The sequence below is a fragment of the Pseudoalteromonas sp. APC 3893 genome (assembly GCF_030408095.1).
In the GTDB taxonomy this organism is placed as follows: Bacteria; Pseudomonadota; Gammaproteobacteria; order Enterobacterales; family Alteromonadaceae; genus Pseudoalteromonas.
Genome location: NZ_JASDCD010000004.1, coordinates 193,361 through 216,397, shown reverse-complemented (window position 1 = coordinate 216,397; position 23,037 = coordinate 193,361). Strand labels below are relative to the sequence as shown.

The window sequence follows — 23,037 nt, the reverse complement described above, 5'->3', positions numbered from 1 at the left end:
TAGTAGACACCGTAAGCTCATTATCAACTCAATAATCCACCCTTTTAATGCCATAAATTAACCATTATTCATATTAGCGCAAGGTTCACTTTAGTAATATTAGCCTATGACAGTAAGTAAACATCATAGTATCTGATGTAATTTCTTCCCACTTCTGTACATAAAATACACTTTTTAAATTATGCAATTATCAAACCTATTGAATTAAAAGGTTTTAATTCAGGTTTGTTTTTTGCACTACTGATTTAGTTAATGGCTAAAGGAAATACCTAATGAAAACGCTAACGCAGCGCGCTTTACATTTACCTATGAATAGAAAGACCTTGGTAGGCATATTACTTAGTGTATGTGCATGCAACGTTATTGCTGCACAAGAATCAACAGAGCCTGAAGTGGCAGCGGATGTAGCAACTAAACAAGTAGCAGATCTAAAGACAGAAAAAAAACAAACTGATGTTACTGAGATACAAAGCGATACTCAACCGACACTATTTACAGTGTCGTCTGAAAAACTATTTGATGTAATTTCTGCGCGGGCAAAGCAACTTGCCGCTAATGAGTATATTCCACCGCAAGACATAGCCATAGAAGCCCTGCAAAGCATCAACTACCAAGATTACCGCGCTATTCGTTTTCGTCAAGAGCAAGCAATTTGGAAAGATGAGAGCTTATACGAGGTACAACTGTTCCACCCAGGTTTTTTATATAAAAACCCCGTGACTATTAATACGGTTAATAGTGATGCTCATGTAAAAAGCGTGCCATTTAAAACTGATTTCTACCGTTATGACGCCACAGCTGCACCTCTAGAGCAAGAAATTACAGCCGCACTAGGTAATACTCAACTTGGTCATGCTGGTTTTCGTGTTCACTTTCCTTTAAATAACACACAATATAAAGATGAAGTTGCAGTATTTCAGGGCGCGTCTTATTTTCGCTTAGTGGGTCCTGACCAAGTTTATGGTATTTCGGCACGTGGCTTAGCCATTGATACAGCGCTTAGTTCTGGTGAAGAATTTCCTGTTTTTAAAGAGTTTTGGTTAGTAAAGCCAAAAGCTGAAGATACTAATATTGTAATTTACGCGTTACTAGACAGTCCTTCTGTGGCGGGTGCTTATCGCTTTGAGATCAGCCCATCAACTCAAACTGAAATTAATACCCAAATGAAAATCTTTGCGCGCAAAGACATTAAAAAACTAGGAATAGCGCCCCTAACAAGCATGTTTTATCACGGTGAAAACAGCACTAAATTTTTTGATGATTACCGCCCTGAGGTTCATGACTCAGATGGTTTGTTAATTCAATCAACTGACAACCAATGGGTCTGGCGCGCACTTAATAATCCTCAACAGCTCAGTGTTACTGCGTTCAGCTATATCAACCCTAAAGGATTTGGCTTAGCTCAAAGAGACCGCGAGTTTAACAACTATCTAGACACAGAAGCACATTATCATGCACGTCCAAGTTTTTGGGTAAAACCGATCGGAGATTGGGGTAAAGGGCACGTTGAATTAGTTGAAATTCCAACTGATACTGAAACTAACGATAATATTGTTAGTTATTGGGTGCCAGAAAAACCGCTTAAAGCGGGTGAGTCAATGAGTTTTAATTACTCACTTGAAACCTTTAACTCTACTGTCGCAGAGCAGAGCAAAGCCAGCGTATTACGAACTCGCATTGGCAGTGCTGCGTTACCTGGCGAGCAAAACCCTCCACCTAAAAGCCATAGGCAATTTACCGTTGATTTCACAGGCGAAAATATTAATCAGTTATCAGCTGATCTAATCTTACAGGCTAACTTAGAACTATCTAGCGGTACCGTCAGCGATAAGACGGTTCAACAATTACCCAATAATCAAGGATGGCGTGTTGCTTTTAAAATCGCGCCAGAAGGAGATAAGCCAGTTGACATGCGCTTATCATTAAAACTACGCGACAAAGAAATTAGCGAGGTATGGAGCTATGTCTGGTATCCAAATGACATCCAATAAGGCAAGAGCAGCCAGTGCTGCAATGCCATTGAAAAAAACACGAATAGCATTATTTAGCTTTTTATCGCTGTTTATATCTGCATACGGTATGTGGATCATGTTTGATATTTTAAATTCAAACGGCATGACCCCACTTGAGTATGCATTACTTGGCTTATTTTCGATTACCTTCGCTTGGATTGTTACCGCATTCTGCAGTGGTTGTATGGGCTTTATTTTACAGCTTTTCAGAATTGATCCTTTAACACTAAAACGTCAAAAGCCAATACAAATAGATACCGACGCGATAAGTAAAACCAAAACAGCGGTGGTCATGCCTATTTATAATGAAGACACTGAACGTGTTATTGCCGGTTTTGAAGTGAGCTTACGCTCGCTTTTAAAAACGGGTCAATTTGAACACTTTGACTTTTACCTGTTAAGTGACACTCAAAATAAAGAAATTGCTCGCAACGAATTAAAAGCATGGCACGACTTAACCGCTCGCTTAGGTGATACGGCTAAGCAACTATTTTATCGTAACCGCACTGATAACAAACACCGTAAAGTCGGTAATCTTGCCGATTTTTGTGAGCGCTGGGGTAGCCAGTATGAGCATATGATTGTGCTTGATGCCGACAGCATCATGACAGGTCAATGTATGTTAGAACTGACGACAAGCATGATCAACAACCCAAATTCAGGGTTGATCCAGACTATTCCGATCCCCGTTAGGCAGGAAACATTCTTCGGTCGCTTTTTACAGTTTGCGTCAGTTTTATATAGCCCAATGCTTGCGACAGGCTCAGCATTTTGGCAAACAAATCAAGCCAACTACTGGGGCCACAATGCAATCATTCGAGTTGATGCGTTTATTAACTGCTGTGGCTTACCTGTTCTTGAAGGAAAAGCCCCTTTCGGTGGTGAAATTCTTAGTCACGATTTTGTTGAAGCATCACTGTTGAACCGTGCTGGTTGGGATGTCATTTTATTAAGTGATGTTCAGGGCAGCTATGAAGAAGTGCCAAGTAATATTTTAGATTATGCGATTCGCGATAGACGCTGGGTGCAAGGTAATATTCAACATTTAGGCCTGCTTCCTTCATCAGGTATTAAGTTGATGAATAAACTGCACTTTTTACTCGGTGCAACGGCTTATATTTCATCATTAATTTGGTTATCTATGCTAGCACTCAGCACCATTGATGCTGTAACCCGTGCAGTTAATAGTAATGTTTACTTTAATCAGCCATATCAATTGTTTCCGACCTGGCAAATAGCTAAAACAGAGTTGATAGATTCATTATTGTTTATCACCATTGTATTATTACTACTACCAAAGTTAATGGGATTAGTCGTCACGTTAATCCATCGCAATAAAGAGTTTGGTGGTTCTATAAAACTAATATTAGGCTCGCTGATCGAAACTGTGTTCGCGATCATCGTTGCGCCTTTAATGATGGTATTTCATAGTTACTTTGTGATCTGTGTTTTTCTGGGTAAGAAAGTATCTTGGGATGCGCAACCACGATCTGGCCGTATGGTTCCTTGGAAAGAAGCCATTGGTTATACGTTATTCGCCACCTTAGTTGCTATTGCATGGGGTAGTATTGCTTATTACTACACACCTACTTTTTTCTGGTGGCTATCGCCAATACTAATTGGTCTAATACTCGCGGCACCTATCGTACGCTATTCTAGTAGCATTGGTTTAGGCGTAAAACTACGCCGCATGGGAATTTTTATCTGCCCTAGTGAAGCTATTGAAGATGATACTCTAAAAGCTTTACGTGAACACGAGCAGACTATCAGCTTACCGGCGGATAAAGATGCTAAATTTACTAAGCCATTTTTACCACAGGAATACCCATGTTCAATGCCAATTCAAAGCTTTAATAAACAAGCTAAAACAGGCAGAGTTAAACGTGTGCAACGCCGTATTAAGAAGAAAATACTGGCTAGAAGTTAATTATTTTCACCTATAAAAAAACCGCTCTAAATTGAGCGGTTTTTTATATATAAACTATTTTTTAATTCGTTTAGCTATTAAAGAAGACCTAGCTTTTTAAGTTCTTTCGCTGCTAATTGAGCTGAAAGTGGGACATAACCATCTTTCTCAACAATAGTTTGCCCATCAAGAGACAACACCATTTTTAAGAACTCTGCATCAATTGGCGAAAGCGGTTTGTTCGGGTGTTTATTGATATAAACATATAAAAAGCGAGATAGCGGATATTTACCTTTTGCTACGTTATCAATTGTGGCATCAACAAAGTTATCACCTTTCTTTGCCAGCGGCACAGTGCGAACACCAGAAGTGATATAACCAATACCTGAGTAACCAATTGCATTTACAGATGATGAAATTGATTGAACAACAGAAGCTGAACCAGGCTGCTCATTTACGTTGTTACGAAAATCGCCTTTACACAGAGCCATTTTCTTAAAGTAACCATAAGTACCTGATACTGAGTTACGTCCATAAAGCTGAATGTCTTTTGCAGCCCAGTCACCTGTTAAGCCAACATCACTCCAACGAGACACTTCAGCTGACGCGCCACATTTACGAGTAGAAGAAAAAATTGCATCTACTTCGTCAATACGTAGGCCTTTAATAGGGTTATCTTTATGTACAAATACCGCTAATGCATCGATTGCAACACGTACTTCAGTTGGTTTATAACCATAACGTTTTTCAAACGCTTCGATTTCTTTTGATTTCATTTTACGGCTCATAGGGCCGAAATTTGCAGTGCCTTCAGTTAGCGCTGGTGGCGCAGTTGAAGAGCCTGCGGCTTGAATTTGAATGTTTACATTTGGGTAAATACGTTTGTACTCTTCAGCCCAAAACGTCATCATATTGGCCAGAGTATCAGAGCCCACTGATGAGAAGTTACCTGAAATCCCGCTGGTCTTTTGATATTCTGGAAGTGCTGAATCTACAGCTAAAGCCTGTGCAGATACCAATGTTGTAACAGCCACACCCATTGCGGCAACTAAACTTTTAAATTTCATAGGGGTTACTCCGATTTGTTCGTCCCATTTCCTAACTGTGCACCACTGTAAAGACAATAAATGACAATTAGATTACTCAAACATTACACTTTTATGACTTTGCGTTATTTTCGTTTAAGGTTTGTACTATTTTGTCTTTACTAAAGGCGAATGAAAAACACGATCCTTCACCTAACTTACTTTTTATTTTTAATTGACTGTCATGTCGAGTCAGCACATGTTTAGTTATTGCTAACCCCAGTCCAGATCCGCCTGTTGTCCTACTGCGAGCTTTATCAACTCGATAAAATCGCTCTGTGAGACGGTTAATATGCTCAGGTGCGATACCATCACCATTATCGACGACTGAAAAATGTGCTTGCTTATCTCTAACTTGCCAACTAACAATGATCTTACCGCCAGGTTTAGTGTAATGAATAGCATTAAACACCAAGTTAGAAAAAGCACTTCGCAATTCTTCTTCCGCGCCTTTTATATCTAAACTGCAGTCAATATCAAATATTAATTCATGCTCTTTATCTTGGTTTAAAGATTGTGCTTCTGTACTAATATAAGTGAGTAGCTGCGGTACATTTACCGCTTTATCCCCCTCTTGGCGTCTTGAGCCTTCAATACGAGAAAGTGATAACAATTGATTAACTAAGCTATCCATACGTTTACATTGCTCAAGCATGGTTGTTTGTGCTTTATCCCACATTGCAGGTGGCGGCATCATATCGCCATCAAACATTTCTAAATAACCTGTTACGACGGTTAAAGGCGTGCGAAGCTCATGAGATACATTCGCGACAAAGTCTTTACGCATTTGTTCTAGTTGTTTTAACCGTGTTACATCGCGAACAACCACCATCAATTGAGAAGTTGCATAAGGCATAACCCTATACTCCAAGACTTGCCCAATTGTATAACTATTATCTAGCTCTAGTGCCTCATCAAATTTTTCAGCATGCATATATTTAGCAAATTTCGGATCCCGAATTAAATTATCTAAGCGCTGTCCATGATCTGTTGGCCACTGCAAACCAAGTACTTTTAATGCTAATTGATTACACCAAATAATACTTAGATCCCGTTGCAAGACTATCACAGCATCAGGAACGGCTTCGGCACCATCGCGAAAGCGACGGATCAAATCGGCTAATTCATTACGCTTTTTACGATTTCGGTGTTGTAAATGATAGATCCCTTCAAACACTTGCTCCCACGCGCCCTCGCCCTCAGGCGGGTTAAAGCTACGTTGATTAAGCAGCCAATCACTGAGTCTATAAAGTTGATGATAATGCCAAACAAGCAGTGAAAAGGAGCCTAAAAACAAAAGCAAAAATGGCGCGCCAACAAGCACGCCAATCAATAACAAAGGAAGAAAATAGATAAGCAAACGCTTCGCTAACGCCTGCTTATTAACAACTCGGTACATACACTCACTTTACCTTAGAGAAAGTAAATTTAAGCCAATGTAATAATTAGCCTGTCGTTTTATAAAACTATAATTTACTGGAAAAACGATACCCTGCACCACGCACGGTCTGTACTAAACGGTCATGGCCTAGAGGCGCAATAGCTTTACGTAATCGACGAATATGCACATCTACTGTTCTATCTTCAACGTAGACATTCGTTCCCCATACATTATCAAGCAACTGTTCACGACTATAAACTCGCTCAGGGTGAGTCATAAAGAAATGCAGTAATCTAAACTCAGTAGGCCCCATATCTAATTCGCTTCCCTCTGAGGTAACACGATGAGAAATAGGATCTAAACGTAAACCGTGTACTTCAATGGCTTCTTCTAATGAAGTCGGTGACACACGACGAATAACTGCTTTAATTCGGGCCATTAATTCTTTTGGTGAAAATGGTTTCGTTACATAATCATCCGCACCTACTTCTAGGCCACGCACTTTATCTTCTTCTTCGCCACGGGCTGTCAGCATAATAATCGGGATCTGGCGCGTGTGCTCACTCTGCTTGAACTTTTTAGCGATTTGAATACCGCTACCACCCGGTAACATCCAATCCAATAACACCATATCAGGATACGGCTCAACCATTGCGGCAATAGCAGAATCATAATCTTCAGCTTCAATTGCTTGAAAACCATTTTGTTCTAATACAAAAACCAACATCTCTCTGATGGGTGCTTCGTCATCGACGACAAGTACTTTACGTGACATTCCAATTTATCTCTTTCGTTATCGAACTAGTTTTCATTATTATGACTAAGTATGACAGTTTTATGAAAGTGTAACGTGTAAAGTAAAAAGAGGGTGAAAAAAACACAATTTTACCTAATACAGGGTCTTGAAAGTGCATTTTTCCGAGATTTTTTAATAAAAATGCAATATTAAAGACTCGTTAGTTATTTGCCAAAGCCATTCTAAAAGCTCAGTTTATAGCGAATTGCTCATAAAAGTTTAGCTAATAGGTTTGGATCAAAATCATACTAAGCTCTTGCTTTAGAGATCACGATCATACTAACCAAACCAGATCTGAGATCATCGTTGTACTAAGTCCCAGTTACAACATGTTGATTATTTAATCAAAAACCAATTTTACTGTCTATTTTTCATACTGAAGTAAGCTCTACAGCTAAGATCCTTAGTAAAAACCTGATCTATTACGATCTAAAGCTAGTAAAAATCTGATCCTAAGTTTTGTTGTTAATAAAATAATGATCCCGCGAGCGCTGAGCTGTTTTAATCACATTTAAAACTGTTGCACACTAACTTAGAGCAATGCAGAGTAAATCTAATTGGCCTAAGTAAAAACCCTATAAGTGGACAGCTAAAGCGCAGACAAGAAACCCGAAGCAACAAATTAACTGCGGTGCTTGGCTATAAGACAATTGTTTAACTACCTACGGGAGATTATGACTTCATTAAATGAGCGTTCTATAAATACTAACACAAAAAAGCCCTAACCTAGGTTAGGGCTTTACTTTGAACACACAATGAAATTTACAATTTTTAGTTGTTAGTTACTGCGTACAGAAACAAACTCAGGGTAAGCATCGATGCCACAATCGTGTTGATCCATACCGTTTAGTTCTTCTTCTTCTGTTACACGGATACCCATCGTTTTTTGTAGAATTACCCATACAATCAATGAAGCGATAAATACAAAAGCTAAGATACATACTAAGCCGATAACCTGAGTCACAAAGCTTGCATCAGCATTTGATACTGGTACTAAGATAATACCTAATGCACCACATACGCCATGCACAGAAATAGCACCTACAGGGTCATCAATTTTAATTTTATCGAGTGCAACAATGCTAAATACAACCAATGAACCACCTAAAATACCTAACAAGCATGCCATTAGAGGCGATGGAGATAGTGGGTCAGCAGTGATAACAACCAAACCAGCAAGCGCACCGTTTAGTACCATGGTTAAATCTGCTTTACCCCACAATACTTTACATACGAATAATGCTGCAATTGCGCCCGTTGCCGCAGCAGCGTTTGTATTCAATAAAATTTGACCTACAGCTGTTGCATTTTCAGCATCAGAAATTAACAGCTGAGAACCACCGTTAAAACCAAACCAACCCATCCATAAAATAAATGTACCGAGTGTAGCTAATGGCAAGTTAGAACCTGGAATTGGGTATATTTCACCGTTTTTACCGTATTTACCTTTACGAGCGCCTAGCATCAATACACCAGCAAGCGCAGCAGCAGCACCTGTACCATGAACGATAGCAGAGCCTGCAAAGTCAACAAAACCCATTTCAGATAAAAAGCCACCGCCCCAAGTCCAATAACCTTCAGTTGGGTAGATAAAACCTGTTAATACGACAGCAAAAGCAAGAAATGCCCATAACTTCATACGTTCAGCAACAGCACCTGAAACAATCGACATAGCTGTTGCAACAAATACTACTTGGAAGAAAAAGTCTGACTCTAATGAGTGGTCAGCATCCGCCGCTTGAGTACCAATTAAAGCACCTAGCGATGGCACTAAGCCGCCTTCAGTGTTGTCGACATACATGATGTTGTAGCCAACCAATAAAAACATCGTACATGCAATTGCATACAGTGCGACGTTTTTAGTTAAAATTTCAGTGGTATTTTTTGAGCGAACTAAACCCGCTTCGAGCATGGCAAAACCTGCTGCCATCCACATAACTAAAATGCCTGAGATTAAAAAATAAAATGTATCTAATGAAAACTTTAGTTCTACAATTGTGTTTTCCATAATGTGCCCCCTTAAATTGCTTCATCATCTAATTCGCCCGTACGAATACGAACAATTTGATCTAAGTCGTAAACGAAAATCTTGCCGTCACCAATTTTGCCTGTTGATGCAATTTTGGTGATGGTTTCGACAACCCGCTCACAGTTCTCAGTACGAGTAGCAATTTCGAGTTTTATTTTTGGAATAAAATCGACTTGGTATTCTGCACCACGATACAGCTCAGTATGTCCACGCTGACGACCAAACCCTTTGACGTCAACAACTGTCATTCCCTCAATGCCTAAATCAGCCAGTGCTTCACGCACATCATCTAGTTTGAATGGCTTTATTATTGCACTAATCATTTTCATAGTGGCCCCCTTCGGACGCTTATTGTTATCCTGTTTCCTTAGATAATCCAACCTTTGTGCCACTATTTAAAATAATTTAAAAACAATAAGTTAAAACCTAAAGTTAAAAAAAAGAAACAAAAAACGCACCATTTAGGTGCGTTTTTTCTACAAACTAACTGAGCTGGTGCAAATTTTAGCTCTGTTTTACCACACAGTCTCGCTCTTGTGCTTTTGCTTGGTACAATGCTTTATCAGCAATGCGCATTGCATTAGTTAGCGTCACATTTTGAAAGCTGGTTAAACCTACACTTACAGTAATAGTGAAAGACTGACCATTAATTACAAAATCATAGGCTGAGATACGCGCTCTAAATGCATCCATTAATGAATAAGCTTGATCTAAGCTCATATCCGTTAAAACAATTGCAAACTCCTCACCACCAACACGAGACACCGTATAGTCTTTAAATGAACTGCGCAGTAAAGAGGCAACTTGCTTAAGGGTTTGATCACCTGCTTCATGACCAAATTTGTCATTAATCATTTTGAAAAAGTCGATATCTAAAAGCGCTAAACAGCTTGGCCGTGAAGTTTCTTTTAATAACTTTTCAGCAAATTGATAAAAATAGCGACGATTATATAACCCGGTTAAATCATCCCTGTGTGCACTTTCTTTAATATCAGCAATAAGTGATAACTGCTCCATTGTTTGTAAGATACGACAGTGAAACTCTTCATTCATAAAAGGTTTTGTTAAAAAGTCGTTGGCACCATATTTTATAAACCGTGCAGACAACCCATGTTTACCAGCACCTGATAAGCCAATGATTGCCAAGTCATCCCGCCCCCTAAAATTGCGAACCGCTTTTACTAACTCGAAGCCATCCATCGTTGGCATAGCGTAATCGGTCATTAATAGCTTAATCTCGGGATCAGCTTTAAGCATTTTTAATGCTTGCTCACCATCGGTGGCATCTTGCACATCAAATAGTTGTTTTTCGAGCATTTGTTTCATTAATGAACGGCTAAGCAATGAGTCATCAGCAATTAGTGCCTTACAGCCCTGATTACGAAGTAGTTGTGCGACCAATTTAACAGCATAATGGTATGAATCGCGGTTATCTTTAATAACATAGTCAACCACTCCCAACTCAAGCATTTGCTGGCGCCTATACTCATCAATTTTAGAGGTAAGCACTACGGTTGGAACATTTTGTTCTAAAGTGTATTTAACAACTTCACCATTAGGCGCATCTGGTAGCGTTAAATCAACTAGTGCAAGCGTATACTCATGCTTGGCTACAAATTCTTTAGCCTCAGCTAATGACCATGCAAAATCAACTGCGACATTTAAATAATGAGCAGATAAATGGCGCAAAACTTGTTGTACTACTTTACTATCTTCAACGACTAAAACTCTTTGCATAAATCTTCTCAAACTCAAATAACACAACTAAACTTTACTACATAACAGCCAAAGGCTGATAACTAGCTTAATCAGCTAAATATACTTTATTGCGCACATAATCAAAATCAAATAATAGTAATTCCAACAAAAAACATAGCTTATTTATTTATAACTAGGATTAACTTCTACCTCTTACCGAGTAATACCTGCACCTAGTCTCATTAACTTTGTTATTTTGAGTGAAATTATCTTTAATGGATAAAATATTAAAAAAGGATCCCGCATGAAACTTATTAGTATCATTAGTCTTTCATTAGCAGCACTTGCTTTAGCTGCCCCAAATGCAAGCTTTGCCAATGAAAACCAACGTCGTATTGACGTAGATAGCACCGTCGTAACTGAGCATAAAGCACGCATCAACGGCGAACGCTTTTCTTATACAGCAACCACAGGTACTCAGCCGGTGTGGGATGACAAGGGTGATGCCGTAGCAACGCTGCAATATACTTACTACGAGCGCGACAAAGTTGACGACAGAACGAAGCGTCCACTGCTTATTTCATTCAATGGTGGGCCAGGTTCAGCATCTGTATGGATGCATCTAGCCTATACTGGACCACGGGTATTAAAAATTGATGACGAAGGTTACCCAATTCAACCGTATGGCGTAAAAGACAACCCATACTCAGTACTTGATGTCGCTGATATTGTCTATGTAAACCCAGTGAATACAGGTTATTCACGCGTTTTAGAAAACGAAAAAGGCGAGCTGCCAAGTAAAGACGCGCAGCAAAAAATGTTTTTTGGTGTGAATGCGGATATTAAATACCTGGCTGAATGGCTTAATACCTTTGTAAATCGCACAGAGCGCTGGCGCTCTCCAAAGTTTTTAATTGGTGAAAGCTACGGTACTACTCGGGTTTCAGGCCTTGCCCACGAATTACAAAATCGCCAGTGGATGTACATTAATGGTGTGGTACTAGTATCGCCTACCGATATCGGTATTAAACGTGACGGCCCTGTAAAAGCAGCAAACCGCCTGCCTTATTTTGCAGCTACGGCTTGGTATCACAAAGCGCTAAGCCCAGCTTTACAAGCAAAAGATTTAGATGAATTACTTCCTGAAGTCGAAGACTTTACAATTAATAAATTAATTCCTGCCATTGCAAAAGGCGGTTTTATTGGTGATGAAGAGAAACGCGCTATCATAAAAAAAATGGCACTGTACGCTGGTGTGTCTGAAAAGTTTGTTGCACAAAATAACTTAGACATTCCTACTAATTTCTTCTGGAAAGAGCTATTACGTGAGCGCGGCCAAACGCTGGGCCGTTTGGATTCTCGTTATTTAGGTATGGATAAACGCGATGCAGGTGAATCTCCTGATTACTGGGCAGAGCTGACCTCATGGTTGCACTCCTTTACACCAGCCATTAATCATTACTTACGTAATGAACTCAATTACAAAACCGATGTAAAATACAACTTATTTGGCAACGTACACCCTTGGGATCGCAGTAAAAATAAAACCGGCGAAAATTTACGTTTAGCCATGGCGCAAAATCCATATTTAAACGTACTCGTACAAGCAGGTTATTACGATGGTGCAACTAATTACTTTGATGCTAAATATACCATGTGGCAGCTAGATCCAAGCAGTAAAATGCGCGACCGTTTAAGCTTTAAAGGCTATCGTAGTGGTCATATGATGTACCTTCGCCACGAAGACTTAGAAAGTTCTAATAATGACTTACGTGATTTCATATTAAACGCTCTACCAAAAGAAGGTGAAGCAGCTAAGTATTAATAGCTGATATTTAGACTATATTTACTCAGCCCGTTTACACGGGCTGTTCTTTGTTTATACTCAAACCATTGATTTAACATTTTTGGAAAACAAAGATGTCAGAAAACTATCGCGTAATATTTGCAGGACTCGCACAAGACATTCAAGCAGAGGATGCACAAGCAAAGCTTGCTGCAAAGTTAAAAGCGCCTCACAGCAAAATAGCTGCATTTTTTGAAAACAAACCTCTCTTTGTCCCCTGTGCAAAAGACAAAGCCTTAAAGCAAGCTAAATTACTTGCCAGTGTTGGCATCAAAAGTAAATTACAGCCTCTTACTCAGCCACAGCCGAATACTCAAAGTGATGAAGCATCTCAGCAACGTGATGAGCGTATTTTTAATGCTCTCGACTACATTACTAGTAGCTTAATACGCATTGAAGAAAAACTGGATGATTTAGAGCAACGAATATCCGCAACCACAGAGCCACCTGTAGAGCCTGAAAGTGAAGAATGGCAAACGGATGATCTACTCCTTGATGAAGATCTCAACACGCCGATTAAAAAACGCAGCAATACGTTGCTTTATTCTCTCATTGCAATGGTCTTAATATTACTTGTCGTGCTGGGGTTATCATTCGCTTTTCCTGATTTATTCTCTTTTTTAGACTCATAACAACAAAATTAACGATTCATCATGAACAATAAAAGAGCACAAATACGCCAAGAAATTCGAAGACGACGTAATTATTTATCAAAAATCGAACAAAAAATTGCTGCCAAACAGCTTAAAGTGAATTTTATTCAACACCTAAAAACAACGAAAAACGTTAAAAATTCACACATTGGCATTTATTTTAGCAATGACGCCGAGCTCGACACATCATTGTTAATTAAAGAGCTATGGTCTAATAACCACACTCTTTACCTACCTGTAATACACCCCTTTAATGGCACCACTTTATACTTTCAACGCTATGAAGAAAATTCACCCATGAGACCAAATCGCTATGGTATCTTGGAGCCTAAGTTAAATTGTAGTCAGATATGCCCTTTACAGGACTTAGATTACTTATTAATGCCTTTAGTTGCATTTGATAGTAACGGTAATCGATTAGGTATGGGGGGTGGTTTTTATGATAAAACCTTGGCGCGTTACCACAACGAAAACTGGCAAAAACCTCAACTCATTGGTTTGGCACATCAATGCCAACACGTTGAAAGTTTACCTGTTGAATCGTGGGATGTTCCATTAAATTTAATCATTACCCCACAGAAAACCTACCATTGGTAAGCAATAAATTTGTATACTAAAGGTAAGTAACTCCACCTATTGAGCAAATACCATGACACAAGATGAACTAAAAAAAGCGGCAGCGTGGGCAGCCCTAGAATTTGTAGAAGAAAATACCATTGTAGGCGTTGGCACAGGCTCTACCGTAAACCACTTTATTGATGCTTTAGGTTCAATAAAAGACACCATAACAGGTGCGGTTTCAAGCTCTGATGCATCAACCGAAAAACTCAAAGCACTGGGTATTGAAGTATTTGAGTTAAATGATGTAGCAAGTTTAGATGTTTACGTAGATGGCGCAGATGAAATTAACGCCAAAAACGAAATGATTAAAGGCGGTGGCGCAGCACTGACTCGTGAGAAAATTGTTGCCGCCGTTGCCAAGCAGTTTGTGTGTATTGTAGATGACACAAAACTGGTTGATACATTGGGCCAATTTCCACTTCCCGTTGAAGTTATCCCAATGGCACGTAGCTATGTAGCGCGTGAATTATTAAAGCTTGGCGGCGACCCTGTGTACCGTCAAGGGGTTGTTACTGATAATGGCAACGTCATTTTAGACGTTCATAATTTAGCTATTAATAACGCCAAACAATTAGAGCAGACAATTAATCAAATTGTCGGTGTAGTCACCAACGGCTTATTTGCCGAACGTGGCGCTGATAAAGTCATCATAGGCACCAAAAATGGGCCGCAAATAAAATAGGAATGAGGATTATGAGTAAGGTATCGTTAGCAAAAGACAAAATTAAAATTCTCTTGCTTGAAGGTGTACACCAAAGTGCAGTTGAAACACTAAAGCGTAATGGATACAGCAACATTGATTACGTAAAAACATCGTTACCTGAGGACGAACTACTAGAGCGCATTAAAGACGTGCACTTTGTAGGTCTTCGTTCTCGTACTCATATTACTGAAGCTGTACTTGAAGCTGCTGAAAAGCTAGTGGCAATTGGTTGCTTTTGTATTGGTACCAACCAAGTTCATTTAGATGCAGCACGCCAACGCGGTATTGCAGTATTTAACGCGCCGTTTTCTAATACTCGTTCAGTTGCAGAGCTTGTACTTGGCGAGATTTTACTCTTGTTCCGCGGTATTCCAGAGCGAAATGCTATCGCTCATCGCGGCGGCTGGTTAAAAACAGCCAATGGTTCATTTGAAGCTCGTGGTAAAACACTCGGTATTATTGGTTACGGCCACATTGGTACACAACTTAGCATCATGGCAGAAAACATCGGCATGAACGTTGAGTTTTACGATATTGAAGACAAGCTAACCTTAGGTAATGCAACACAAGTACATAATTTAACTCAGCTGCTACAACGCGCCGATGTGATTAGTTTACACGTACCAGAAACACCGCAAACTAAAAACTTAATCGGTAGTGCTGAAATCTCAGTAATGAAACAAGGTGCAATCTTGATCAATGCATCTCGCGGCACAGTGGTTGATATAGATGCGCTTGCAGAAGCACTTCGTGATAAAAAGTTAAGTGGCGCTGCCATTGATGTATTCCCTGTCGAGCCAAAATCAAACGATGACGAATTTGTATCACCACTGCGTGAATTCGACAACGTAATTTTAACACCGCACATTGGTGGCTCAACACAAGAAGCACAAGAAAACATTGGTATTGAAGTCGCGGGGAAATTGGCTAAATACTCAGATAATGGCTCAACAATTACCGCCGTTAACTTCCCTGAAGTATCATTGCCAGAACTTGCTAATCGCAGCCGTTTATTACATGTTCACCACAACCGCCCTGGTGTACTAACGCAAATTAACCAAGCGTTTGCACAGCACGGTATCAATATCGCCGCACAGTACTTACAAACCGACGAAGCCATTGGTTATGTAGTAATTGACGTAGACACTGATCAGTCAGAAGTTGCATTGAAAGAACTCAGTGCAGTTGAAGGTACTATCAGAGCGCGTATATTGCACTAGATTGCTAGGTGCTAGGTGCTAGGTGCTAGGTGCTAGGTGCTAGGTGCTAGGTGCTAGGTGCTAGGTGCTAGGTGCTAGGTGCTAGGTGCTAGCATAAAATAAAAGCCGTGCTTGTTGAGTCAAGCACGGCTTTTATTTTGAGTGAGATAAATGTTACTTTGCAAAGAACAGTGCGGCTCTCAGCTCAATTAAAGTCTTTAATTGCTGCGTCTCTGCGACCCCTGTAAAGTTTGAAAAACTAGGCTGCGATGAGGGCGCAGTATAGAGTATACTGCGTAACGCACTCTATTTGTGTTTGTCGAAAGCTACTGGCTTAACAGCGGCATCGACAGACGAAGTAAACGAATTTGCTTATTGAATAAGAGTTGTTTTAGTTGATGTTTTAGCGGGTGTTTGATTGGCTTATTTTAGGGGGAGCAGCCTAATTCTTGATGTATCATGTTTTAAGTAGCTAATTAGCCCTCAAGTTAATCCTCATTTACTTCTCATTCCCTTCTCTTTGAGCAAAAAATTTAGTGAATTATTCATAAAGAGGCGCTGCGCTTTAGAGTAATACAGGTTTTAGACCCAAAAGTATTCGCGTCTCTGTGTTTTCCTAGTACCTAGCTCCTCAAGCAAACAAAAAAGCGCGAGGTAAACTCACGCTTTCAGATAACTCAAAACTACCGCGGTCTTAAACTGACAGCTTACGGCTGATAGCTGACAGCTATTATTCGCCCTTCGCTTCTAGGTTTATAAACTCAGCTAGATCGTTTGGTTGCCCCATTAAAGTAAATATCTGCTGGTTAATTTCGTCCATGGTTTGCCCCTCTGGTAGGCTCGCCGAGACAGTTAATGAACCTAAACCTTGAGTGAAGTTTTTAATAGCTGCGGCAAGCTCGTCGCTCACTGGGGCTTGCTGTAATTGTACATCAACCATTTGCTGCATTTGTTCAAGGGTCATACCTTGCTTTTCAAGCATTTGTTCAACAAGCGCTTTAAATTCACCTTGGTTGTTTAAGTTTATTTTAATTGTTCGAGGTTCAAGTTCAGCAAGTGCTTGCATCATCAAAGTTTGCTGCTGTAATTGTTGTTCTAATGTTAATTGTTGAGAGCCACTTGCTTGCTGTAATTTACTTACCGCTAATGACGCCTCCATTAGCGCTGTTGATTTGGCTAGGCCTAAGTCTAAGTTAAAGGCAACAATGTCATTGGCATTAATGTTTAAAGTAATATCACTGTCGCCCGAATCAGCATCGTAATTCATTAAGGTGTGTAAGTCATAACTCGCACTAGCTAACTGATTATTAGCGTCAGTAGGTAATTGGGCAGTAAAGTCATCACTGAATTTAAAACCATTAACAGCCACCTCTGTGCGCGGGGCTATTTTTTCTGCATCATAACCGGCTACCAAAATACTGTTAATGTTGGCAATTGCTTTCTCATCAAAACCCGTGATGCTAACATTTGAAAGCTCTACACTTTTTGAAAACACGCTAGCCGATAAATCTTCATAAGTAACTGCTGAGCCTGTTTGTTGGCTCAACATGGCAAGTTGGCGATCAACTTCCACTTTGACTTCTTGTGTAAGCGCGTGATTAGCGTAACTAACACCGCCGATAGCAATAATTACAACACCTGCAATAATGGCCAGTTTTTTCATTTTATTTCCTTATTCAAATCTTTGCATTTAATTATCTTGGCTCAAGGGTAACATTGATAAACATAGCCAGTTAAGCGCTTTTACTGATCATTATTTAATTAATCAGACTAAGTAGCTCATGCACTGTTTTAACCGGAGTAATTTTAGCGCCTAGCCCTTCCATTGATTTATGGTAATTACGAAACGGAATAAATATCTCAGTAAAACCATGCTGTGCGGCTTCTTTCACTCGTGGCACTCCACTGTCAATAGGTCGTACATCGCCGTTTAAGCTCAATTCCCCCATAATACAGGTAGTGCGAGGCACGACAAATTCATTAAGACTACTCAACAAAGCAGTTACTAATGCTAAATCAATACAGGTTTCGGTTTCATCGATCCTTAGGCCTCCGACAATATTAAAAAATGTATCGTGGAAAATTTTAGTTTTAGTGTGCTTTCGTAAAATCCCCGTCAGCATTTTAATACGATTCATATTTAAGCCAACGCAGACACGTTGTGGAAATTCAGCTTCTGTTTCGGTGGTTAGACATTGAATTTCGAGCAATAAGTTACGGTTACCTTTGCGAATACATGTAATGGCTGACCCCGGTGAGTCAGTGCTAGAGCCTGATAAAAATATTTCACTGGGGTTATCAACACTGAGCATGCCACGTTCACACATTCTAAAAATGCCCACAGTGTCAATATCACCAAAGCGATTTTTATTAGCACGCAAGGTGCGTATTTGCCCGTCATTGGTATCTATGTGCAGTAGCGCATCAACAATGTGTACTAAGGTTTGTGGCCCTGCTATTTCATTATTTTTGTTTACATGGGCAATAATGAACATAGTGACGTCATTTTGCTTACAGTATTGAGTAAGCGCTTGCGCGGCACTTTTAACTTGTGATGGGGAACCAGGGCTACCATTGGCTGTATCAGTTACAACGGCTTGAATTGAATCAATAACAGCAAACTTTATTTTATTGCTTTCAAGCTCTTCAATAATGGTTTCAACACTGGTTTCAGAAAGTAAATACAACTCGTCAGCGTTATAGTCTAGCTTTAAACGGTTTACTCGATTTTTAAACTGCGATAATGATTCTTCTGCCGTACAGTATAGCGATGGCATACGTTGTGACATTCGCGCGACTAAATCAGAAAGTAATGTTGTTTTACCAGCTCCAGGATCGCCAGAAATAATATTTACTGAACCAGTTGTTACACCGCCGCTTAAAACACGATCAAGCTCACCAATCTCTGTAAGTTGTTTTTCAGCTTCAGTGGTAGCAACGTCGTTTATTTTTTTAGAGCCACCACCGATACCACCGGCATAACCACCGACACTGGCACGTGAAGATGCTTTTTTATTTTGCCCTGCTGATGGCTTAAACTCAACCAATGTATTCCATGCACCGCAGCGGCATTGTCCTTGCCAACGCTGATAGTTCATGCCACATTCGCTACACATAAATTCTACTTTTGCCGCTTTCGCCATTTAAATCTTACCTATTTTCTCTAAATGAGTTTTGCTGTTATTTAAACTATTATTTTGCATTCAGCGCTTTTACATAGCAACATAACTTGCCAATCTGTTAAAGCGGCACCACAATCTAAATATCACGATCCTATTTCCTACAAGGCACACTTTTTGCTTTATTTTTACTTTAGATATGGTTTAAAGTAATGAGCCATTTATTTGGCAAATTATAATAATAAAAACTAAAAAGTAGCTACCAAGTAACATTTTATATAATTATTTATGCACATATGCGCTAATTATAAAATAGCCTGTTACCTTTAATTGGTGTCAGTATACCTACTTTTAAAATAGACGGTGATGGTTTTATAGATGAGTGAAGACATACTTCTTAAATACGAAGATTTAGTTGAAGAACTTAAATCGTATTTAGGTAACACCAAATTTGACGGAATCTTTAGGGCAAAAACAGCAGGCTTAACCAAGCCTGAGCAGTTTTTACTAAAGATGGAAATGTCGCGTCTGTCACAACCTATTGCTCGCTTTATTGATTTACGAGGCCAGGTGGCCGGCCAAGTAAAACCTTATGAGTATGACGGTAAGCAGCACTTTATGGATGAAACAGCCATTTCAGTATTTGAAAAGGCGATTCAACGTCACGGTGGTTATACCCTTGCTGTTTATGAAGCGGTTATGAGTACCGATAACAACCATAAGGTGATGCAAAAAAAAGCCGCCCAACTTGCGACTCAACCAGAATCAGCAGAACAGCAATCACTTAATTGCCAAGTAATAAAGTTTGCCTCTTATGAAAGTCGTCGCGAAGAGCGAATGAACTACTCGATTAAGATTACAGTAGAGCTAAAAGAAGGTAATAAAGTTGCCGCCACAACCTCTGATATTTCACTCAGTGGTGCAAAGATAAAGCTTGCTCCACGCTATAATGTATCTCGAGGTCAGCTGCTCAGTTTAAGGCTCGTAGGCCTTGAGCAAGACTTTGAACTGGGCCTTAAAAGTGGTATTCAGTATGAGGTTGTTGCCGTTGAACGAGTGTCAACTGAGTTTAACCATGTTCGTTTAAAGCGCACATTCGTAGAGAACAACATTAAGTTTGATGAGTTTTTAGAAAGCTTTATTCATGGCAATAAGCGCCGTTACAAGGTTAACTTAGATAATACTCTCGATGCTGTTGTATCAAAAGGCTATGAACAGTATTACATTCCGCGCGTAACCTCACTCTATACATTTTTTAGTTTACAAGATGACAAGCTCTATCCAAGCCTTGTACTTACTACCGAGAATAACATTTTTATTCACCGTTACTTTTGTGATGAACGAAAGCTATCTTGTTTGTATACTATTTTAAATCAGCAACGCATAACTGCACTATTAAACGACCCTGCACAAGTTAAAGAAGACTACCTTTATACTTTTACTCATGTTGTTGCTGGGAAAGTATATTATTATTCGGCAACCCGAAGCGAGCTTGCAAGAGAACCTGAATTAAGGAATTTATTTTTTGGCTTTGGCAGTCAAAAAGAAAGCTGGCACTGCTTCAAAGTACAGTTAATGCCTAGTCACCCAGAAGATTCATATATTCCATTAAGCCTGCCGAATACTGCTGGGAAAGATATTGAAAAACTCAATAAACCGCCCTCGCCTCGTGTACAAGGTATGATTAAAAACGTTAAGTATTTAGTGGTGTTAACGTCAGTAGGCACTCAAACTGAACAAAGCCATTACCAAACTTTTAAATACGATAAAAGCGTGGTGAATCAACTAAAGCAATTTGGTCACGGCAAACATAAAGCGCCGCCAAAACTTGAAATGGTTGATTTAGAGTACGTTAATTTACGTGCTCATAAACGTTACCTATATAAAACAGAGATCGTAGTTAGTGCGAGCGCAGAGCACATAATCAAAGCTCATAGTCGCGACTTCTCTGTTATGGGCATGCAAATAGAGTGCGAGAAAGCTACTGACCTAAATAAAGGCGATATAGTAGAGTTAAGCTTGCCTGAGCTACAAAAAATCACCAAAAAACATCAGCTATCCCAGTTAAAATATGAAGTAATGGCAGTGAGCAAATCACTCACTACAATTAATTTAAAAGCAATACGTATTGCTGATACTCCACATATGGGTGTGACGTTTTTCACTCAGCTAATTGAGAATAATAAAGATAAATTAAAGATTTCTGAAGAAGCACCAAAAGTACCAGGGCTTTCCACGGCGCTGCGCAACATGGTTACAAAAACCGTATGCCAACTCCCTTTTTATCTGCATAAAGAGGCTGCCCACTTTGAAACCGGCGCAATAGGTCAAGGCTTATACCCAAGTGCAATACATCGTATATTACAAAGTTTTGGCCTATTAAACGATAAAACCAATTTAACCCCGTTTTTATCTACAGATCAAATTACTGAAACTATCACTCCGTTGATTAAAGACCGCAGCCGACAAGATCCACCTCTACCATTTACTTTATTTATTCGTTTTGATCCAAAGAAATCAACAGTCGATGAAGCTGTAAAAAGCCAATGTACTGCAATTGATGATTTCACTGCTCATCACTTATTTTTAAAAAAAGGTCTTAAAAGCGAATTAGTGTTTGTAATGCGTTTATATATATCACGCACAGGTCGCCCCGATACTGATTATTTATCGAATGAACTAAAATACGTTAGCCAATATGCGATGCATAAAGCAAAAGATTTAGAAGAAGCGTTATGGTCGGTTGCTGGGGTTGGCGATATGGTTGATGTAACAGAAGAAACTCTTAGCCACTTAGACTTTAAAGCTGATCTTATTAAAGAAATGAAAGCACGTAAGCAAACATGGTTAAATCGCATAAGCTAACAGTATCAATACTGTTAGCTTATGCTAAACCAAAATTTGTTACTTAGGGATCGTCATTAAATACAGTAATTGCAATAATGAACCGTAGCATATAGCCGCTTGTGCTTGTTCAACGACTTTAGGTTTACCGTGAACAGCCACACCTAAACCCGCCTTCGCCATCATGGTTAAATCGTTCGCACCGTCACCGATTGCAACTGTTTGCTGTTGCGATAAATTTAATCGCTCAGCTAAATTACCTAATACCAATGCCTTTTGATTGGCATCAACAATAGTTCCTAACACTCTTCCTGTGAGTTTATTATCTTTAAACTCGAGTACATTTGCGTGTACTTCATCAAGACTAAGCAGCTTTTGTACTTGCTCAGCAAATGGCACAAAACCACCTGAAGCAATGGCTAAATACCAGCTATGTTTTTTTAGCACTTGGCATAATGCTGCAATGCCCGGCATTAACGGTAACGCATTTTTTAATTCGTCAATTAAGCTCTGCTCTATGCCTTCTAATTTTGCTACTCGCTGATGTAAGCTCTCGCTAAAATCCAGTTTACCCGCCATCGCTTGGGCTGTAACCGCAGCAACTTCGTCATACACATTTGCTAAACGTGCAATTTCGTCAATACATTCTATAGTAATGGCTGTTGAGTCCATATCCATAACTAATAAGCCTGGTTTTTCTAAATCAGGTGGTGTTTGCAATTGTACTAACTGGAAGCCTTTAGCATGGGCAAACTCATTTAAGCTCAATGGATTTAATGCTTGATGTGTCTCATTACTGTAAAAGCAAATTGCAGGTGTTAAATCTGAAGAAGGTTGATAACGGCATATTGCATCAACAATGATGTTGTTATCACGTAAAAACTCAATAATTGCCGCGATTTTTTCGCCATCAAAATCAGTATCAAAAGCAACGCTAAAAGTACCTTGAGGGTTTGTAGGTAACTGTGTTTGTACAAATTCAGCCTCGCTGAATTTAACCCATGTGCCTAATACTAACTGCGACGATATGTGCGTTGCTGAACATGCCGCAAGGCGTTCCAATGTCATGATGACTCCAAAATGAGACTAATGTCTCCCTGCTAATTTTACAGTAAATTCGCCATTGGCAGGGATTTAAGGTTATA

General features: G+C 39.5%; 17 protein-coding genes. 8 read left to right on the top strand and 9 right to left on the bottom strand.

The features are described from left to right. The first annotated feature begins 272 nt into the window (after nucleotides 1-272). Nucleotides 273-1,991: a glucan biosynthesis protein G gene (locus QMA12_RS08385; RefSeq protein ID WP_290209261.1), complete on the top strand. Its 1,719-nt coding sequence runs from the start codon at nucleotides 273-275 to the stop codon at nucleotides 1,989-1,991. Further along, nucleotides 1,963-3,939, top strand: coding sequence for a glucans biosynthesis glucosyltransferase MdoH (gene mdoH / locus QMA12_RS08380; protein WP_290209260.1), 1,977 nt, complete (start codon nucleotides 1,963-1,965; stop codon nucleotides 3,937-3,939). Before QMA12_RS08385 ends, mdoH begins: the two co-directional genes overlap by 29 nt. A gap of 77 nt (nucleotides 3,940-4,016) precedes the next feature. Here mdoH and QMA12_RS08375 read toward each other — a convergent pair whose 3' ends face one another. From QMA12_RS08375 to QMA12_RS08350, 6 genes are all read right to left on the bottom strand, one after another. Beyond that, nucleotides 4,017-4,985, bottom strand: a complete 969-nt coding sequence (locus QMA12_RS08375; RefSeq protein ID WP_290209259.1) for a phosphate ABC transporter substrate-binding protein PstS family protein — start codon at nucleotides 4,983-4,985, stop codon at nucleotides 4,017-4,019. 91 nt (nucleotides 4,986-5,076) lie between these two features. Beyond that, nucleotides 5,077-6,402, bottom strand: coding sequence for a phosphate regulon sensor histidine kinase PhoR (gene phoR, locus QMA12_RS08370; RefSeq protein WP_290209258.1), 1,326 nt, complete (start codon nucleotides 6,400-6,402; stop codon nucleotides 5,077-5,079). A gap of 67 nt (nucleotides 6,403-6,469) precedes the next feature. After that, the gene (gene phoB, locus QMA12_RS08365) at nucleotides 6,470-7,159 is read right to left on the bottom strand and encodes a phosphate regulon transcriptional regulator PhoB (RefSeq protein ID WP_087532839.1); all 690 of its coding nucleotides are present in this window, start codon (nucleotides 7,157-7,159) and stop codon (nucleotides 6,470-6,472) included. Nucleotides 7,160-7,958: 799 nt separating this feature from the next. Continuing rightward, nucleotides 7,959-9,188: an ammonium transporter gene (locus tag QMA12_RS08360; RefSeq protein WP_290209257.1), complete on the bottom strand. Its 1,230-nt coding sequence runs from the start codon at nucleotides 9,186-9,188 to the stop codon at nucleotides 7,959-7,961. Nucleotides 9,189-9,199: 11 nt separating this feature from the next. Further along, on the bottom strand, nucleotides 9,200-9,538 hold the full coding sequence (locus QMA12_RS08355) for a P-II family nitrogen regulator (RefSeq protein ID WP_087532837.1): 339 nt from the start codon (nucleotides 9,536-9,538) through the stop codon (nucleotides 9,200-9,202). Nucleotides 9,539-9,713: 175 nt separating this feature from the next. Further along, nucleotides 9,714-10,946, bottom strand: coding sequence for a response regulator (locus QMA12_RS08350; protein ID WP_290209255.1), 1,233 nt, complete (start codon nucleotides 10,944-10,946; stop codon nucleotides 9,714-9,716). Nucleotides 10,947-11,211: 265 nt separating this feature from the next. On the opposite strand from QMA12_RS08350, the gene QMA12_RS08345 reads away from it, so the two are divergent. The 5 genes from QMA12_RS08345 to serA all read left to right on the top strand — a co-directional run bounded on the left by QMA12_RS08345 (nucleotide 11,212) and on the right by serA (nucleotide 15,950). Next, nucleotides 11,212-12,732, top strand: a complete 1,521-nt coding sequence (locus tag QMA12_RS08345; RefSeq protein WP_290209253.1) for a carboxypeptidase — start codon at nucleotides 11,212-11,214, stop codon at nucleotides 12,730-12,732. A gap of 95 nt (nucleotides 12,733-12,827) precedes the next feature. Then, on the top strand, nucleotides 12,828-13,385 hold the full coding sequence (locus QMA12_RS08340) for a hypothetical protein (protein ID WP_290209251.1): 558 nt from the start codon (nucleotides 12,828-12,830) through the stop codon (nucleotides 13,383-13,385). 21 nt (nucleotides 13,386-13,406) lie between these two features. After that, a complete protein-coding gene (locus QMA12_RS08335) occupies nucleotides 13,407-14,003 on the top strand; it encodes a 5-formyltetrahydrofolate cyclo-ligase (RefSeq protein WP_290209249.1) in 597 nt (198 codons plus the stop codon). A gap of 52 nt (nucleotides 14,004-14,055) precedes the next feature. Next, nucleotides 14,056-14,709 (top strand): ribose-5-phosphate isomerase RpiA, encoded by a 654-nt coding sequence (rpiA, locus tag QMA12_RS08330; RefSeq protein WP_290209247.1) that lies wholly within the window; start codon nucleotides 14,056-14,058, stop codon nucleotides 14,707-14,709. 11 nt (nucleotides 14,710-14,720) lie between these two features. Further along, the gene (gene serA / locus QMA12_RS08325; protein ID WP_290209244.1) at nucleotides 14,721-15,950 is read left to right on the top strand and encodes a phosphoglycerate dehydrogenase; all 1,230 of its coding nucleotides are present in this window, start codon (nucleotides 14,721-14,723) and stop codon (nucleotides 15,948-15,950) included. A 709-nt stretch (nucleotides 15,951-16,659) separates the two neighbouring features. On the opposite strand, the gene QMA12_RS08320 is transcribed toward serA, so the two are convergent. Beyond that, a complete protein-coding gene (locus tag QMA12_RS08320) occupies nucleotides 16,660-17,592 on the bottom strand; it encodes a hypothetical protein (RefSeq protein ID WP_087532830.1) in 933 nt (310 codons plus the stop codon). Nucleotides 17,593-17,686: 94 nt separating this feature from the next. After that, nucleotides 17,687-19,072: a DNA repair protein RadA gene (gene radA, locus QMA12_RS08315; protein WP_087532829.1), complete on the bottom strand. Its 1,386-nt coding sequence runs from the start codon at nucleotides 19,070-19,072 to the stop codon at nucleotides 17,687-17,689. 354 nt (nucleotides 19,073-19,426) lie between these two features. Here radA and QMA12_RS08310 point away from each other — a divergent pair, with 354 nt between their 5' ends. Next, nucleotides 19,427-21,913 (top strand): PilZ domain-containing protein, encoded by a 2,487-nt coding sequence (locus tag QMA12_RS08310; protein ID WP_290209241.1) that lies wholly within the window; start codon nucleotides 19,427-19,429, stop codon nucleotides 21,911-21,913. A 39-nt stretch (nucleotides 21,914-21,952) separates the two neighbouring features. Here the strand turns inward: QMA12_RS08310 and serB are convergent, their stop codons facing one another. After that, nucleotides 21,953-22,960 carry a phosphoserine phosphatase SerB gene (gene serB, locus QMA12_RS08305; protein ID WP_290209239.1) on the bottom strand — a complete coding sequence of 336 codons (1,008 nt, stop codon included), beginning with the start codon at nucleotides 22,958-22,960 and terminating at the stop codon, nucleotides 21,953-21,955. Between the last annotated feature and the right edge of the window lie 77 nt (nucleotides 22,961-23,037).